The 15,159-nt window shown below is 73.3% G+C and carries 14 protein-coding genes; 9 read left to right on the forward strand and 5 right to left on the reverse strand.

Annotated elements, in window-relative coordinates; genetic code table 11:
* Nucleotides 1-6: 6 nt before the first annotated feature.
* The 7 genes from FVE25_RS04600 to FVE25_RS04630 are packed head-to-tail and all read left to right on the forward strand — an operon-like array spanning nucleotide 7 to nucleotide 8,799.
* Nucleotides 7-1,668 carry an ABC transporter substrate-binding protein gene (locus FVE25_RS04600; RefSeq protein ID WP_157245081.1) on the forward strand — a complete coding sequence of 554 codons (1,662 nt, stop codon included), beginning with the start codon at nucleotides 7-9 and terminating at the stop codon, nucleotides 1,666-1,668.
* A complete protein-coding gene (locus FVE25_RS04605) occupies nucleotides 1,665-2,633 on the forward strand; it encodes an ABC transporter permease (RefSeq protein ID WP_157245082.1) in 969 nt (322 codons plus the stop codon). Before FVE25_RS04600 ends, FVE25_RS04605 begins: the two co-directional genes overlap by 4 nt.
* Complete coding sequence (locus FVE25_RS04610; protein ID WP_157245083.1) at nucleotides 2,630-3,505, forward strand: ABC transporter permease; 876 nt, start codon at nucleotides 2,630-2,632, stop codon at nucleotides 3,503-3,505. The genes FVE25_RS04605 and FVE25_RS04610 overlap by 4 nt, the downstream gene beginning before the upstream one ends.
* On the forward strand, nucleotides 3,502-4,455 hold the full coding sequence (locus FVE25_RS04615; RefSeq protein WP_157245084.1) for an ABC transporter ATP-binding protein: 954 nt from the start codon (nucleotides 3,502-3,504) through the stop codon (nucleotides 4,453-4,455). The genes FVE25_RS04610 and FVE25_RS04615 overlap by 4 nt, the downstream gene beginning before the upstream one ends.
* Nucleotides 4,452-5,456, forward strand: a complete 1,005-nt coding sequence (locus FVE25_RS04620) for an ABC transporter ATP-binding protein (RefSeq protein ID WP_157245085.1) — start codon at nucleotides 4,452-4,454, stop codon at nucleotides 5,454-5,456. Before FVE25_RS04615 ends, FVE25_RS04620 begins: the two co-directional genes overlap by 4 nt.
* On the forward strand, nucleotides 5,432-6,805 hold the full coding sequence (locus tag FVE25_RS04625) for a serine hydrolase domain-containing protein (RefSeq protein WP_157245086.1): 1,374 nt from the start codon (nucleotides 5,432-5,434) through the stop codon (nucleotides 6,803-6,805). Before FVE25_RS04620 ends, FVE25_RS04625 begins: the two co-directional genes overlap by 25 nt.
* The gene (locus tag FVE25_RS04630; protein ID WP_157245087.1) at nucleotides 6,802-8,799 is read left to right on the forward strand and encodes an alpha/beta hydrolase family protein; all 1,998 of its coding nucleotides are present in this window, start codon (nucleotides 6,802-6,804) and stop codon (nucleotides 8,797-8,799) included. The genes FVE25_RS04625 and FVE25_RS04630 overlap by 4 nt, the downstream gene beginning before the upstream one ends.
* A 16-nt stretch (nucleotides 8,800-8,815) precedes the next feature.
* Here FVE25_RS04630 and FVE25_RS04635 read toward each other — a convergent pair whose 3' ends face one another.
* A complete protein-coding gene (locus FVE25_RS04635) occupies nucleotides 8,816-9,439 on the reverse strand; it encodes an AAA family ATPase (RefSeq protein ID WP_157245088.1) in 624 nt (207 codons plus the stop codon).
* A gap of 179 nt (nucleotides 9,440-9,618) precedes the next feature.
* Between FVE25_RS04635 and FVE25_RS04640 the strand changes: the two genes are divergently transcribed.
* Together FVE25_RS04640 and FVE25_RS04645 are read left to right on the forward strand one after the other, a co-directional pair.
* The gene (locus tag FVE25_RS04640) at nucleotides 9,619-10,476 is read left to right on the forward strand and encodes a hypothetical protein (protein WP_157245089.1); all 858 of its coding nucleotides are present in this window, start codon (nucleotides 9,619-9,621) and stop codon (nucleotides 10,474-10,476) included.
* Entirely contained in the window at nucleotides 10,473-11,189 is a 717-nt protein-coding gene (locus tag FVE25_RS04645) for a heme oxygenase-like domain-containing protein (RefSeq protein WP_157245090.1), read from the forward strand. The genes FVE25_RS04640 and FVE25_RS04645 overlap by 4 nt, the downstream gene beginning before the upstream one ends.
* Here FVE25_RS04645 and FVE25_RS04650 read toward each other — a convergent pair.
* From FVE25_RS04650 to FVE25_RS04665, 4 genes are all read right to left on the reverse strand, one after another.
* On the reverse strand, nucleotides 11,171-11,869 hold the full coding sequence (locus FVE25_RS04650; RefSeq protein WP_157245091.1) for an ankyrin repeat domain-containing protein: 699 nt from the start codon (nucleotides 11,867-11,869) through the stop codon (nucleotides 11,171-11,173). The genes FVE25_RS04645 and FVE25_RS04650 overlap by 19 nt on opposite strands.
* A 53-nt stretch (nucleotides 11,870-11,922) precedes the next feature.
* Entirely contained in the window at nucleotides 11,923-13,218 is a 1,296-nt protein-coding gene (locus FVE25_RS04655; protein WP_157245092.1) for an adenosylmethionine--8-amino-7-oxononanoate transaminase, read from the reverse strand.
* Entirely contained in the window at nucleotides 13,211-14,272 is a 1,062-nt protein-coding gene (gene bioB / locus FVE25_RS04660; protein ID WP_157245093.1) for a biotin synthase BioB, read from the reverse strand. The genes FVE25_RS04655 and bioB overlap by 8 nt, the downstream gene beginning before the upstream one ends.
* A gap of 96 nt (nucleotides 14,273-14,368) precedes the next feature.
* Nucleotides 14,369-15,130: a TetR/AcrR family transcriptional regulator gene (locus FVE25_RS04665; RefSeq protein WP_157245094.1), complete on the reverse strand. Its 762-nt coding sequence runs from the start codon at nucleotides 15,128-15,130 to the stop codon at nucleotides 14,369-14,371.
* Between the last annotated feature and the right edge of the window lie 29 nt (nucleotides 15,131-15,159).

Below are 15,159 nucleotides of genomic sequence, written 5' to 3' on the forward strand. Positions count from 1 at the left end.
AACACCATGTCCACCTTGCTCCCCGGCCGCCGTCGCGCGGCCCAGGTGTGGTGTGCCGTAGCAGTGCTGGCCGCGGCGGCCACCGGATGCGGCGGCGGCAAAACCCCCGCCCCCGCGTCCGGGTCCGCCTCCACGGGCGGCATCCTCAGCGTGGGCGTCACCGCCTCGCTGGGACGGATGACCTCGCTCAACCCCCTCGCCGACAACCTGTACGGGTCGTGGATCGCCCGCCAGCTGATCTACCCCGCGCTCGTCCAGCTCAACGGCACCAAGCTCGAGCCCTCCTGGGCCACGAAATGGGACGTGTCCGGCGGCGGCCGGGTCTACACCTTCCACCTGCAGCCCGGCACCTGGTCCGACGGCAAGCCGCTCACCGCGCACGACGCCGCCTGGACCGCCGAGTTCGAGCTCAAGAACGCCGGCGGCGCCGCGGGCCTGGTCTCCTTCGCCCTCGAAGGGATCAAGAGCGTCAAGGCCGTCGACGACACCACCCTCGTCGTCACCTACGCCGAACCCGTCGCGGAAAGCGTCCTGACCCTCCTGGCCAACTTCCACGTGCTGCCCAAGCACGTCTACGAACCCCACGCGGGCGGCGACGGCTCCAAGGTCCTCGCCTTCCGCCCCGAGGACAAGCTCCCCGTCGTCTCCGGCGGCCCGTTCACCGTGACCGAGTTCGCCGGCGACGGCACCACCATCTTCGAGCCCAACAAGGGCTACTTCGGCGCCAAGCCCAAGGTCGGCGCCGTCGGCCTCCAGGTCTTCCAGAACGACGAGGGCCTGGCCCAGGCGCTGCGCGCCGGAACCGTCGCCTGGGGCTACGGCGGCGGCTCCGCCGTGGCCGCCTCGGTCAAGGGCAGCGCCGGGCTCGACGTGGTCACCTCCCCCTCCCAGGAGGTCGCCCTGCTCAACGTCAACACCAACCCCAAGAAGCCGGACCATCCCGAGCTGCGCGAGGTCCGCGTGCGCGAGGCGATGTCGCTGGCGCTCGACCGCGCCCAGCTCGTCGAGGTCGTCCTCAACGGGTACGGCAGGCCCGGCCGCAGCGTGCTGGCCCCCTTCCAGGACGAGTGGATCCCGAAGGACCTGCAGCCCGACGCGCACGACCCGGCCGCGGCCAACAAGATCCTCGACGACCTCGGCTACAAGCGCGGATCCGACGGCGTCCGCCGTACCCCCAAGGGCGAGCGGATGGCGTACGAGGTCGTGGTCTGGAAGGAGATCAGCAGGGTCGCCGAGATCCTGCAGAAGAACCTGGCGGAGATCGGCGTCGAGCTCAAACCGGACATCGCCTCCGACTACACGGCCGCGGTCACCGCGCCGGAGGGCAAGTACCTCGACTTCGACCTGGCCTACTCCTACTGGACGCTGTCCCCGGACCCGGGCGGCATGCTGCGCGTCTACAGCTGCGACAGCTGGGGCAGCGTCAACTTCGCCGGCTTCTGCGACAAGGACTTCGACGCCCTGCTGAACAAGCAGCGCGGCATGCTCGACCCCGCCGAGCGGGCCGGCGCCGTCGCCACGCTGCAGAAGACGCTGCTGCGCGACACCCGGGCCGTCCTGCCGCTCTACCACGCCGAGACCGTCCACGTGGTCAGGAAGGGCTGGGCCGGCATCGAGACCCAGCGCTTCGGACCGGGTCTGTGGACCCAGATCCAGCAGGGCTCATGAGGCGCGGCGGTTACCTGGGCCGGCGGGTGGCCTCGGCCGGGATCACCATCGCGGCGGCGGTCACGATCAACTTCGTGCTCTTCCGCGCCGCGCCCGGCGACGCCGCCACGCAGTACCAGATGTGCCGGACGTGCAGCGCCGAGTTCCGCGACTACCTGCGCGCGGAACTGGGCCTGGACCGCTCCCTCCCGGAGCAGTTCTGGCTCTACCTCTCGGCGCTGCTCCGCGGCGACCTCGGCTTCTCCTTCCAGACGCGGCGCCCGGTGTGGGACGAGCTGATGGGCCCGCTGGCCAACACCGTGCCCATGGTGGGGCTCGGGCTGGCCTTCGGGCTGGCGCTCGGGCTGCTCATCGGGGTGGTCGCCGCGTGGCGGCGGGGCACGGCGGCCGACTGGGCGCCGGTGTCGGCCTCGATGTTCCTGTCGGTGCTGCCCATCCAGTGGATCGGGCTCATGCTGCTGCTGATGTTCGGCGGCATCCTGCCGACCGGCGGCATCGCCGACCCGTACCTGCGCTTCAGTGATCCGTCCTGGTGGCAGGTGCTGGCCGACCGGCTGGAACACCTGGCGCTGCCCTCGCTGGCCATCGGGCTGGCCTGGTGCGGCTCGTGGGCGCTCATCGCCCGCTCGGCGCTGGTCGGCGCGCTCGGCGAGGACTACATCCTCACCGCCCGCGCCAAGGGCCTGTCGAGCTGGCGGATCGTGCGCCGCTATGCCGTACCGAACTCACTGCTGCCGATCTCCACGCTGATCTTCCTCACGTTCGGCTACATCGTCGCCGGGTCGCTGCTGGTGGAGACCGTGTTCTCCTACCCGGGCATCGGCCTGGCCCTCTACCAGGCGGTCCAGAACCGCGACTACGCCGTGCTCCAGGGCGGGTTCCTGCTCCTGACCGTGGCGATCGTGCTCGCGAACCTGCTGGCCGACCTGCTCTACCTCAAGCTCGACCCGAGGATCAGGACGTGAACGTGCTGCGAAGGTACCCGGGCGGCGCCCTAGGCGCCGCGATGCTGGGCGCGATCGTCATCCTGGCGGTGCTGGCGCCGTGGCTCGCCCCTTACGGCGAGCACGAGAAGGCGGGCGCGGTCTACCAGCCGCCCTCGCCCGCGCACCCGCTCGGCCTCGACGACGCCGGCATCGACATGGTCACGCTGCTGCTGCAGGGCGCCAGGACCTCCCTGCTGGTCGGCTTCGCCGCCGCGCTCATCGCCGTGGTCGCCGGCGGCGCGATCGGCCTGGCCGCCGGGTACGCGGGCGGGCGCACCGACGCGCTGCTCATGCGGCTGACCGACTACATGCTGGTCATCCCGGACATCCCGCTGCTGCTGATCGTGGCCGCCATCTGGGGGCGCAGCATGACCGGCGTGATCGCCATCATCGGGCTGCTGTCCTGGCCGCGGCTGGCCCGGGTGGTGCGCGCGGAGACGCTGAGCGTGCGCGAGCGCGCCTACGTCCGGCGGGCGCTGACCATCGGCGCGGGCAACGTGCGCGTCGTGGCCGCCCATGTGCTCCCGCACGTGGTCCCGCTGCTGCTGACCCTGGCCATCTTCGCGGTCGGCAACGCCATCCTGGTCGAGACCGCCATCGCCTTCCTCGGACTCGGCGACCCGTCGGCGATCTCCTGGGGGCGGCTCATCCAGAACGCATTCGCCGGGCAGGCCGTCTCCCGGCAGGCGTGGTGGGCCATCGTGCCGCCGGGGCTGGCCGTCGGCTGCCTGATCCTGTCGTGCACGCTGATCGGCCGCGCGCTGGAGGAACATCTCAACCCGCGCCTGCGCACCGGGCACCTGTCCGTGCGCACCTTCCGCCTGGCCCCCTCGGGAGGTGAGCGCCGATGAGCGCGCCGCTGCTGGAGGTCCGCGACCTGCACGTGTGGTTCGGCCTGCGCGAGGGCAGGGTGCACGCGCTGCGCGGCCTGGACCTCACGCTCGCGGCGGGCGAGGGCCTGGGCCTGGTCGGCGAGTCGGGCTGCGGCAAGACCACCGCGATCCTGGCGATGATGGGCCTGCTGCCGCCCTCGGCGACCTTGTCGGGCGAGGTCCTGCTCAACGGCGAGAACATCCTGGCCAGGGGCGAGGCGAGCGTGCGCCGGCACCGCTGGACCGACCTCGCCATGGTCTTCCAGGGCGCCATGAACGCCTTCAGCCCCGTCGCCACCATCGGCGACCAGATCGCCGAGCCGATGCGCCTGTACGGCGTGGCCGACGGCAAGGCCGCCACCCGGCGCGTGCACGAACTCCTGGAACTCGTCGGCATCCACCCCGACCGGGCCCGGCGCTACCCCCACGAGTTCTCCGGCGGCATGCGCCAGCGCGCCGCCATCGCGATGGCGCTGGCCTGCGGGCCGAAGGTGCTGCTGGCCGACGAGCCCACCACCGCCCTCGACGTGATCGTGCAGGCCCAGGTGCTCGACCTTCTCGACCGGCTGCGCACCGAACTGGGCCTGGCCGTCGTGCTGGTCACCCACGACCTGCCCGTGGTCGGCCGCGTCTGCGGGCGGGCCGCGGTGATGTACGCGGGCCGGGTGGCGGAAAGCGCCCCCATCGGCGACCTGCACCGCGACTCCCGCCACCCCTACAGCCGCGCCCTGTTCGCCGCCGGAGAGGGCCACTTCATCCCCGGCGCCCCTCCCCGCCTGGACGAGGAGGCGCCCGGCTGCTCCTTCGCCCCCCGCTGCTCCCTGACCGAAGACCGCTGCCGCACCGAGACACCCCCGCTGCTCTCCCTCAGTTCCGGCCACGACAGCGCCTGCCACCTGGCCGCGTCACTCTCAGGAGGTACGGCATGAGCCTGCTCGACGTCGAGGACCTGGCCACGCACTTCCCGCTGCGGGGCCGCCCGCGCCGGGTCGTGCGGGCCGTGGACGGCGTCTCGTTCACCGTCGGGCCCGGCGAACTGCTGGCCCTGGTGGGCGAGTCCGGCTCCGGCAAGACCACCACCGCGCAGACCGTCCTGCGGATGGCCGACCCCACCGCGGGCACGATCAGGTTCGCCGGGCAGGACATCACCACCCTGCCCCGGCGCCGGCTCAAGGCGGTGCGCCGCCGGATGCAGGTCGTCTTCCAGGACCCCTACGAGTCGCTGGACCCGCGCTTCCGCATCGGCCGATCGGTCGCCGAGCCGCTGGCCGTCCACGGCGTCGGCACCCGCGCCGAACGCCGCGAGATGGTGCTGGACGCGCTGGAGCGGGCCGGGCTGGCGCCCGCGTCCGCCTTCGCCGAGCGGTTCCCGCACGAGCTGTCCGGCGGCCAGCGCCAGCGCGCCGCGATCGCCGCCGCCATCGTGCTCGGCCCCGACCTGCTCATCGCCGACGAGCCCGTCTCCATGCTCGACGTCTCGGTCCGCGCCGGCGTGCTGGCGTTGTTCGACGAGCTCAGAGCCGCCGGGCTCGGCATCCTCATGATCACCCACGACCTGTCCACCACCGCCAGGCACGCCGACCGCATCGCCGTCATGTACCTGGGCCGCATCGTCGAGGAGGGCCCGGCCGCCGAGGTCATCGCCAACCCGGTCCACCCCTACACCCGGGCCCTCGTCGCCGCCGTCCCCCGCGCCGGGCAGGAACGCCGGCCGATCCCGATCCTGCCGGGCGAGCCCGCCGACCCGTCGGCCGTCCCCGCCGGCTGCCGCTTCCACCCCCGCTGCCCGATCGCCCAGGAGGACTGCAAACGCCACGACCCGGGCCTGACCCCGGTCGCCTCCGCTCACCACCGTGCCGCCTGCCCGGTCGGCAATCCGCCCGCCGTACCGACCGAGGAGGATCAGTGCGCCCCGTCCCGTCCCCGCTGAACCCGCCGCCCGTGCTGCCGGCCGATCTCGACGAGATCGTCCTGTCCGCGCTCGCCCGTCATCGCGCCCCGGGCTGCGCGGTCGCGGTGGCGTACGGCGGGCGGCACTGGACCGGCGCGTACGGCCTGGCCAGGACCGAGCCCGCGATGCCGTTCCTGCCGGAGACCCGGATCCCGGTGGCGTCCATGACCAAGCCGTTCACCGCCACCGCCGTGCTGGCGCTGGTCGAGAGGGGTCTCGTGGACCTGGACGCGCCGGTGGTGGCGTATCTGCCGGGATTCCGCGTCGCCGACCCGGCGGCCACGGCCGCGGTGACCGTGCGGCACCTGCTCACGCATCTGAGCGGCTGGCTCGGGGACGAGCCCGGGCTCGTGGGCGGGAGGGGCGAGGGGGCGCTGGCCGAGCAGGTGGCGGCCTTCGCCACGCTGCCGCAGATCCTGCCGCCCGGCACCGCCTTCTCCTACAGCAACACCGGGCTGGACGTCGCCGGGCGGCTGGTCGAGGTGGTCAGCGGGCGCGGGTACGAGGCGTTCGTGGAGGAGGAGATCCTGGCGCCGCTCGGGATGACGGACTCGGCGTTCTTCGCCGAGCGGGTGATCTCCGCGCCCGCCGCCGCGGGGCACCTGCGTGACGGCGACGGCGGCGTACGCCCGGTTCAGGAGGCGTGGCTGCTGCCCCGGGGCGTCAACCCCTCCGGCGGCCTGATCTCCACCGCCGGCGACCAGCTCCGGTGGCTGTGCTGGTGGCTGGGCGAGCTCGACGTGGGCGGGCCGCTGTCGCCCGGGACGCGCAAGACGATGATCGCCGACCCGGTCCCCGTCAGAGCGGGGGCCGGGACGGGGCTCGGCTGGCACCTCGACGACCTGCCCCGCGGCCCGGCTCAGGTGAGCGCCGTCTACCACGAGGGCAGCCTCGAGGGCACGGCCACGGTCTGCCGGTTCGTGCCCGAGGCCGGGCTGGCCGTCGTGGTGCTCACCAACGTGGACGACGGGCAGCTCGTCCACCGCGAGATCAGCGACCGGCTGCTGGCCGAACTGGCCGGGATCGGCCGGCCGGAGCGCCCGGTCGACCGCACACCCCGGCAAGAGGACCTGGCCGGATACGCCGGCCGCTACACCACCCCGGACGCAGACGTGGAGGTGACCGCCGCACCCGGCGGACTACGCCTGCGCGTCCACCTCGGACGGCCCCTGGAGATGAGCGCGGGCCGGGTCGAGGGCGACGACTTCACCCTGATCGACGGCACATGGCAAGGGGAACCCGTGACCTTTCTCCGCACCTCCGACGGTGACCTGCTCGGCCTGCGCATCGCCGGCCGCGTCTTCCCGCGCACGGGCGGTGCCGCATGAAGCGCCGCCTCACCCTGGACGACCTCTGGGACTTCGCCATCCCCAGCTCCCCGGCCCTCGCGCCCGACGGCTCCCGCGTGGTCTACGTCCTGCGCACCGCCGAGCGCGGGCAGGACCGCAACGTGCGCGCCCTGTGGTGCGCGGACCTTTCCGGTACGGCGCAGCTGACCGACGGCCCCGCGGACACCGCGCCCGCCTGGTCGCCCGACGGGACCCGGCTGGCGTTCCTGCGCGGCGGCGACCTGTTCACCCTGCGGCCGGGCGGCGAGCCGGAACGCCTCACCGAACTGCCGCACGGCGCCGGGCCCGCGCACTGGAGCCCGGACGGGACCAGGATCGCGTTCACCGCGGCGGTGCGCACCGGCCCGCCCGGCGGCCCCGTCGTCATCGGCCGCCTCGGCTACAAGGCCGACGGACTGGGCCTGCGGGCGGGCTTCCGCCGCCAGGTGCACGTCCTCGACCTGGGCACCGGCAAGGTGACGCAGCTCACCTCCGGCGACTGGGACGCCGGGGAGCCCGCCTGGTCACCGGACGGGACGCGGCTGGCCTACACCTCCTCCTCGGGCACGCAGGCCGACCTGACCCACGTCGCCATGCCGTACCTGGTGGCGGCGGACGGCGGCGAGCCCGAGCCGGTGGGGGAGGAGAAGGGGTGGATCGGCGGCGTCCACTGGTACCCGGACGGCTCGGCGCTGCTCCTGACCGGGCTGCCCGAGGTGCGCATCGGGCACACGCGGCTGATGAAGCTGCCCCTGGACGGCGGCCCGATCACCGACCTGGCCGGGTCGCTGGACCGCAACGTGCTCCCCGGCGGACCGGAGTGGCCCGGCGGCACGCCGCAGTTCACCCCCGGCGGCGACATCCTCTTCTGCGCCCGCGACCGGGGCAGCACCCGCCTGTACCGCGTGGGCCCCGGCGGCGGGGACCCGGAACCGGTCCCGATCGAGCCGGGTCAGCCCGGGGCCGGTCAGTCCGGGGCCGGTCAGCCTGGGGCCGGTCAGTCCGGGGCCGGTCAGCCTGGGGCCGGTCAGTCCGGGGCCGGTCAGCCTGGGGCCGGGCTGTCGGTGGCGGGGCTTTCCGTCGCAGGTGACGTGGCCGCCCTCGTCCTGGCCGGCACGTCCTCCCACGGTGAGATCGCCCTGACCGACCTGCGCACCGGCCGCACCCGTGAGCTGACCGCGCACACCGCGACCGCCCTGCCCGAGGTGGAGTTCATCCAGCCGGAGCCGCGCACGTTCACGATCGGCGACGGCTCCACCGTCAGCGGCTGGATCCTGCGCGAACCCGGGCGGACCGGCCCGCTCCTCCTGGACGCGCACGGCGGCCCGCACCTGGCCTGGGGGCCGCACCTGGAGCCCGCCCACCCGTACCACCAGCTCCTGGCCGCCCGGGGGTGGACCGTCCTGCTGCTCAACCCCAGGGCCAGCGACGGCTACGGCGAGGAGTTCTACGCCGCCAGCGTCGGCCACTGGGGCAGGGGCGACGAACGCGACTTCCTGGACCCGATCGACGAACTGGTCGCCGAGGGCAGCGCCGACCCGGCCAGGCTGGCGGTCTGCGGTTACAGCTACGGCGGCTTCACCGCCTGCCACCTGACCTCCCGCACCACGCGCTTCGCCGCCGCCGTGGCCGGAGGCCCGGTCACGAACCTGCTCAGCATGTCCGGCAGCTCCGACGACAGCCACGTCTTCGCCGCGCTGGAGTTCGGCGGCGACATATACGCCGGCGGCGAACTCCTGCGCGCCCAGTCGCCCATCGAGCGGGTGGGAAACGTGCGCACGCCTACCCTGCTGGTCCATGCGATCAACGACGACCGCTGCCCGGTGGGCCAGTCGGAGGAGTGGTTCACCGCGCTCCGCACCCTCGGCATCCCCACCGAGATGGTGCTTTATCCGGATGAGTCCCATCAGTTCATGGCCGACGGAAAGCCGTCGAACCGCATCGACTACAGCCACCAGATCGTCCGCTGGCTGACCGCCTGGATCAGCCCCTGACGAACCCGGAAAACCCCTACCGATCCACCGCCCGCGGCACGGCGGAGCGTCCCCCGGGGACGAACCGGATCAGCCGCAGCGCGTCGACGCGCTCGCGGCTCAGGAGGGTCACGCTGGTGGCGGGGGCCGGGTCGCCCCGCCGTACCTTGGAGACCAGGCGCCGCCAGCGGCGGCCGTGGCGGCGGAACGTGGCGGTGCCGACCACCCGGCCCCGGGCGTGCTGGCCGGCGAGGGCGGTCCGGGCGTCCACGTCCAGCATGATCAGGTGGAACTCGCGGCGGTTCCGCCTGGCCAGGTGGGCGAAGCCGTACAGGACGTGGGGCCAGGCGCCGCGGTTGTGCGCGACGACCGTGTGGCCCGCGGCGAGCGCGCGGGCGATGCGGGAGACGTGCGTGAGGTGGACGATCAGCGTGCGCAGCGGTTTCGGGGCCGAGGACAGGCGGCGCGCCCAGGTGTTGCGCGCCTGGCGGGAGTCGATGACGCGGACCCCGTCGCCGGCCGGCACGGGGGCGGTCTCGGCGCCGGTGAGGCCGTACAGGCGGGTGAGCAGGGTGGTCTTCCCCGCGCCGGGCAGGCCGGTGAGGATGACGAGCGAGCCTTCGGGGAAGGTCAGGACGCCGTCGATGGCACGGCTGGTCAACGGCAGCCCCTCGGGGTCGGGGTGGATGGTCGCGGCCCGGGGAGGCGGCGCCGTTCGGGACTTTTCAGTATATAGCCGGTCACCGTGCTTGATCAGCCGTTTCACCGCCGCGGAGGGGCGGCGCGCTGCATGATGGAGGGGACAGGCGTACTCCCCACCGACCCCCACGGAGCGGACCCTTGGTCACCGCCCGCCGCATCGCGGAGCGCACCGTCCTCGCCCTCATGGCCGCGGCCGGAGTGATCATCCCTCTGGCCGGCCTGTTCGGCTGGCTCGACGGCACGATGATCAGCGACAACCTGCCCAAGATCACGTTGCTCATCCTCAGCACGGTCACGGTCTTCCTGCTCATGGAGGTCGACCGGCTGAAGGTGGTCGACGACATCCACCAGGTGGTGACGCGGCTCGACGTCGACGCCATCGCCCGCGACCGGCTGCAGGACCGCTACGGCGGTGTCACGCGCGTCCACCGCGACTTCGCCGCCGGTCCGTTCGTCGGCCACCTCGCCACGGTCCGCAGCGAGGTGGTGATCCTGCAGACGTGGATCCCCAACCTGGACGACTTCGCCGGCGACCTGCGCCGGGCGATCGAGGAACGCGCCGTCCAGGTGCGGGTCATGCTGCTGTTCCCCACCTCACCCGTGGCCGGGCTGCGCGACGAGGCGCTGCGCACCGGCGGCGCCGAGCCCCTCGGCGCCGCGGTCGGACCCGGCGTGGAGGACTGCCTCAACACCTTCGCCGCCGTCCACGCCCGCCTGCCCGGCGACCTGCGCGGCCGGCTGCGCGTGCACGTGTACAACTCGCTGCCCTCGGTGGCCGCCTACAAGGTCGACGACCGCTATTTCGTCAGCTCCTTCCTGCACAGCAAGCTCGCCATCAGGTGCGCCCAGATCGAGATCGACGGCGGCGACACCGAGATGGGCCGCGAGGTCCAGCGCGAGCTCGACACCATCTGGTCGATCAGCCGCCGGGTGGACCTCGACGACTGGCGCACCTGCATCAACAACATCACCTGGCGCATGGGAGAGCACGAGTGAAGGACCTCGACGCGTGGGAAGACGGCCTCATCCTGCGGCTCAAGGAGCACCCGGTGCTCAAGCTCGTCCCGTCGCTGGGCGAGGAGGAGTTCACCGGCCTGCTGCTGCAGCGCCGCTTCGTGTCGCTGGCGTTCACCCCCGCCTACGACCTGGCCATCGACCTGCTCACCGACGAGGCGGCCAAGCAGGCGGCGCGGGTGATCCTGCGCGAGGAGTACCCCGACGGCACCGGCCGCACCCCCTCGCACCGCGAGGACATGAAGGAGGACCTGCTCGCCCTGGGCGTGAGCCGGGGACGCCTGGTCACCACCCGGCCCACCCCGGCCACCGCCGAGGCGATCACCGCCACGATGGAGCTCATCGCCGATTGCGGCGCCGCCCCGGACAGCGATCTGCGGCTGGTGACGATGTTGCGGTTGTGGGGGGAGATCCTGGTCTCGGTGGAGTACGGCGCGTTCTGGCCCAGGATGAAGCCGGTCTTCGTCCGCGACGGGCGCAACCACTCGCGCTTCTACCATCCGCACTACGTTCACGACGAGAAGACGACCCCGCTGTCGCAGGTCTCGCTCCTGTCCACGACCCACTCCGACCGCCTCGCCGTACGGCTGGCCGACCTGCTGGCCCGCGACGGGGGCGCGGCGAGCTTCCGCGAGGTGGAGGAACGGGCGCTGGCCGTCAAGCTGGGCTTCTACGCTCAGTTCGCGGTCGGCTGAGGGTCCTCCAGGAGGCGCACCACCTCGGCGTGCCCGGTGCCGAGCGGCCGCTCGGAGCGCAGCCGGCCGTCGGGGCCGTAGACCTCGGCCACGAGCCGCTCGTCGCCGCCTTCCGAGCGCTCGCGGCGCACCGTGACCCGCGAGCCCTCCGGCGCGTGCTCGCCGGCCTGAGCCAGGAGCTCCGCCTCGAGGTCGCGCCCGGCGTACTCGCGGGCGAGGTCCACGGGGCGAAGGCCGCGGGCGTCGGCCGCGGCCGGGTCCGCGCCGTGCTCGAGCAGCACCTTGACCACCGCGGGCGCGCCGCGGCCGGCGGCGTGCGAGAGCGCGGTGCGCCCGGCGGCGTCGATGGCGTCCGGGTCGGCCCCGTTGGCCAGCAACGCCCGCACCACGGCCAGATGTTCGCCGGAGGCCGCCCAGTGCAGGGCGGCCATCGCGCTGCGGCCGGCGTCCTCGCGCCGGTCGGGGTCGGCCCCGGCGTCGAGCAGCGCCTGCACGGTCTCGGCGTGTCCCCAGCTCGCGGCGGCGCACAGGGGCAGCCCTTCGCCGCTCTCGTGGTCGGGGTCGGCGCCCGCGTCCACCAGCATGCGGACGACTCCGGCCCGGCCCTGGACGGCCGCTTGGTAAAGGGCGGCGTCGCCGTCCCGCGCGGTCTCCCCAGGTATCTGATCGTCGTCCCTCATGCTTCCAGTTTGATCAGGATTCTGTCCGGCGATCAACCCGATTTGCGGACAAACTACCCGGCCTCCGCGGCGGCCACGAGTGCCGCGCACACCGTGGAAAGGTCGTCGTCGCCGATGACGTAAGGGGGCATGGTGTAGACGAGGTCGCGGAACGGCCGGATCCACACCCCGTGCCGCGCGGCGGCGCGGGCGGCGGCGGGCCCGTCCACCGGACGGTCGAGCTGGATCACCCCGATCGCCCCCAGGACCCGCACGTCACGCACGCCGGGCACCTCCCGGGCGGGGGCGAGGCCCGCCCGCAGCCCGGCGCCGATGCGGGCCACCTCCGCCTCCCACGGCTGCCCCAGCAGCAGGTCGATCGAGGCGCCGGCGACCGCGGCCGCCAGCGGGTTGCCCATGTAGGTCGGGCCGTGGGCCAGCACGGGGAAGTCGCCGCGGCCGATCCCGCGCGCCACCTCCCCGGTGCAGAGCGCGGCCGCCATGCTCAGGTAGCCGCCGGTCATCGCCTTGCCCACGCACATCACGTCCGGCGCCACCCCGGCGTGCCCGGCCGCGAACAACGTGCCCGTGCGGCCGAACCCCGTGGCGATCTCGTCGAACACCAGCAGCACCTCGTGCCGGTCGCACAGCTCCCGCAGCACCCGCAGATACCCGGGGGACAGGAACCGCATGCCGCCCGCGTTCTGCACCACCGGCTCGACGATCACCGCGGCCACCTCGTGCGCGTGCCGCTCGACCAGGTCGGCCAGGTGGGCGCAGTAGGCCGGGTCCGGATCGGCCGCGAAGCCCGTGGGCGGCGCGTCGGCGAACACCTGCCGCGGCAGCACCCCGGTCCACAAGGCGTGCATGCCGCCGTCCGGGTCGCACACCGACATCGGCTGGAAGGTGTCGCCGTGGTAGCCGCCGCGCCAGGTCAGCAGCCGCGTCTTGCCCGTACGGCCCCGCGAGCGCCAGTACTGCAGGCACATCTTGACTGCCACCTCGACCGAGACCGAGCCGGAGTCGGCCAGGAAGACGTGCTCCAGCGGCTCCGGCGTGATCTCGACCAGGCGCGTGGCCAGCCGGATGGCCGGTTCGTGGGTGAGGCCGCCGAACATGACGTGGCTCATCCTGCCCACCTGGTCGCGCACGGCGGCATCCAGGACGGCGTGGCCGTACCCGTGGATGGCGGCCCACCACGAGGACATGGCGTCGATCAGCTCGTCGTGCCCCTCGACCGGGCCGGCCAGGCGCAGCCGTACCCCCGAGGCGGACTCCACCAGCAAAGGGGCGTCGCGGCCCGGCATGGGGGCGTACGGGTGCCAGACGTGGGCCCGGTCGAGATCCTGGAGCAGCAGGGTGTCAGGCATTGGGCGGCAGGTCCGTTCCGGCGCCGCGTTTGCGCAGGGCCACGGGCTCGTGCCGGTGCGCGGGCATGGTGACCTCGCCGGCCCCCTCGACCTCGAACCCGGCGTCGGCGATCAGGTCGAGGTCGGCCTTGCCCGGCTGGCCCTCGCTGGTCAGGTAGTCGCCCAGGAAGATCGAGTTGACGATGTGCAGGGCCAGCGGCTGCAGGGTACGCAGGTGGATCTCGCGGCCGGCGGCCAGCCGTACCTCGACGTCGGGGCAGACGAAGCGGATCATGGCCAGGATGCGCAGGCAGCGTTGCGGGGTCAGCGCCCACCGCCCGGCCAGCGGGGTGCCGTCGAAGGGGATGAGGAAGTTGACCGGCACCGAGTCCACGTCGAGCTCGCGCAGGGCGAAGGCGACGTCCACGAGGTCGGCGTCGGTCTCGCCCATGCCGGCGATGAGGCCGGAGCAGGGGGACAGGCCGGCGGCGCCCGCGGTGCGGACGGTGTCCACGCGGTCGGCGAAGGTGTGCGTGCTGCAGATCTCGGGGTAGGACTGCTCGGCGGTGTTGAGGTTGTGGTTGTAGGCGTGCACGCCGGCCTCGCGCAGCCGCTCGGCCTGGGCGCCGGTGAGGAAGCCGAGACAGGCGCAGATCTCGACGTCCGGGCTGGCCTCCTTGATGGCGGCGATCGTGGTGGCGACCCGTTCGACGTCGCGGTCGGTGGGCCCGCGGCCGCTGGCGACCAGGCAGACGCGCTTGGCCCCGGCGGCGGTGCCCGCGGCGGCCGCGGCGGCGGCCTCGCCGGCCTTGAGCCAGGTGTAGGTGAGGATGCCGGTCTGGCCGCCCACCCGCTGCGAGCAGTAGCCGCAGTCCTCGGGGCACAGCCCGGACTTGAGGTTGACCAGGTAGTTCAGCTTCACCCGCCGGCCGAACCAGCGGCGGCGCACCTTGCCGGCGGCGGCCACGACGTCGAGCAGGTCGTCGTCGCCGGTGGCCAGGACGGCCAGGGCTTGCTCGCGTGTGGGCGGCTCGGCCCGCAGGCCCTTGTCGACCAGTTCGGTCAGCATCTCCATGCCGCCGATCTTCGCCAAGAGGGCGGGCCCGGCCAACCGTCGAAGTACACAAACAGCGGGGGGCTGATTTTGTCGAGCCCGGAGTGAAACACCGATTCAGCCGGCTGCGCCGACGCGGCGGGCCAGGCCGTCCAGGAACGTGGTCAGGCCGAAGCGCAGCGAGCCCTCCGGGTCGCTGGCCATGCCCGTGGCCTCGCCGACCGTGGTCGAGACCCGCTCGGCGATCGGATAGGAGGCGCCCGACATCGCCGTGGCCAGGACCGGGCCGACGCTCTCCCACCACTGCCGGTCGGTGAGCGTGCTCTCCTCCCTGATCCGGCGCAGCGACAGCACCTGGCGGGCCGTGCTCGAGACCAGGCCGAGGACGGCGACGAGCGCCTGGTCCATCTCCATGTCGCCCAGGCCGATCCCCTCGAAGGCGGCCAGTTCGGCCTCGTACTTGCCGGAGACGCCGGGTCCGGGGACCGGGCGGCCGGGCGGCAGTTCGACGGTCCACGGGTGGGCCATGTGGCAGGCCCAGTTGGCGTGGGCGACGCGCTCCACCCGCTCCCGCCACGCGCCCGCCTGCGCGGGCAGCGGGCCTGCGGCGTACACCTCGGCGGCGACGGCGTCGAGCATGAGCTCGATCAGCTCGGGGCGGCCGGCGATGTAGGGGTAGAGCGCCATCGGGCTGACGCCGAGGTCGCCGGCGATCCTGCGGATGGTGAGCGCGTCGATGCCCTCGCCGTCGGCGACCGCGATCGCCGCTTCGGTGATGCGCCGGGGCGTCAGCCCGGACCTGCTCACCGCCTCCGCGGGCCGCCACAGCAGGCCGATCAGCTTGATCGGGTCCCCGGGCCGTTCCGCTCGCTTCGCCATTCGGCGTCTCCTTTCGATCTACTATGTAT

The organism is Nonomuraea typhae (assembly GCF_009760925.1).
Classification (GTDB): Bacteria; Actinomycetota; Actinomycetes; order Streptosporangiales; family Streptosporangiaceae; genus Nonomuraea; species Nonomuraea typhae.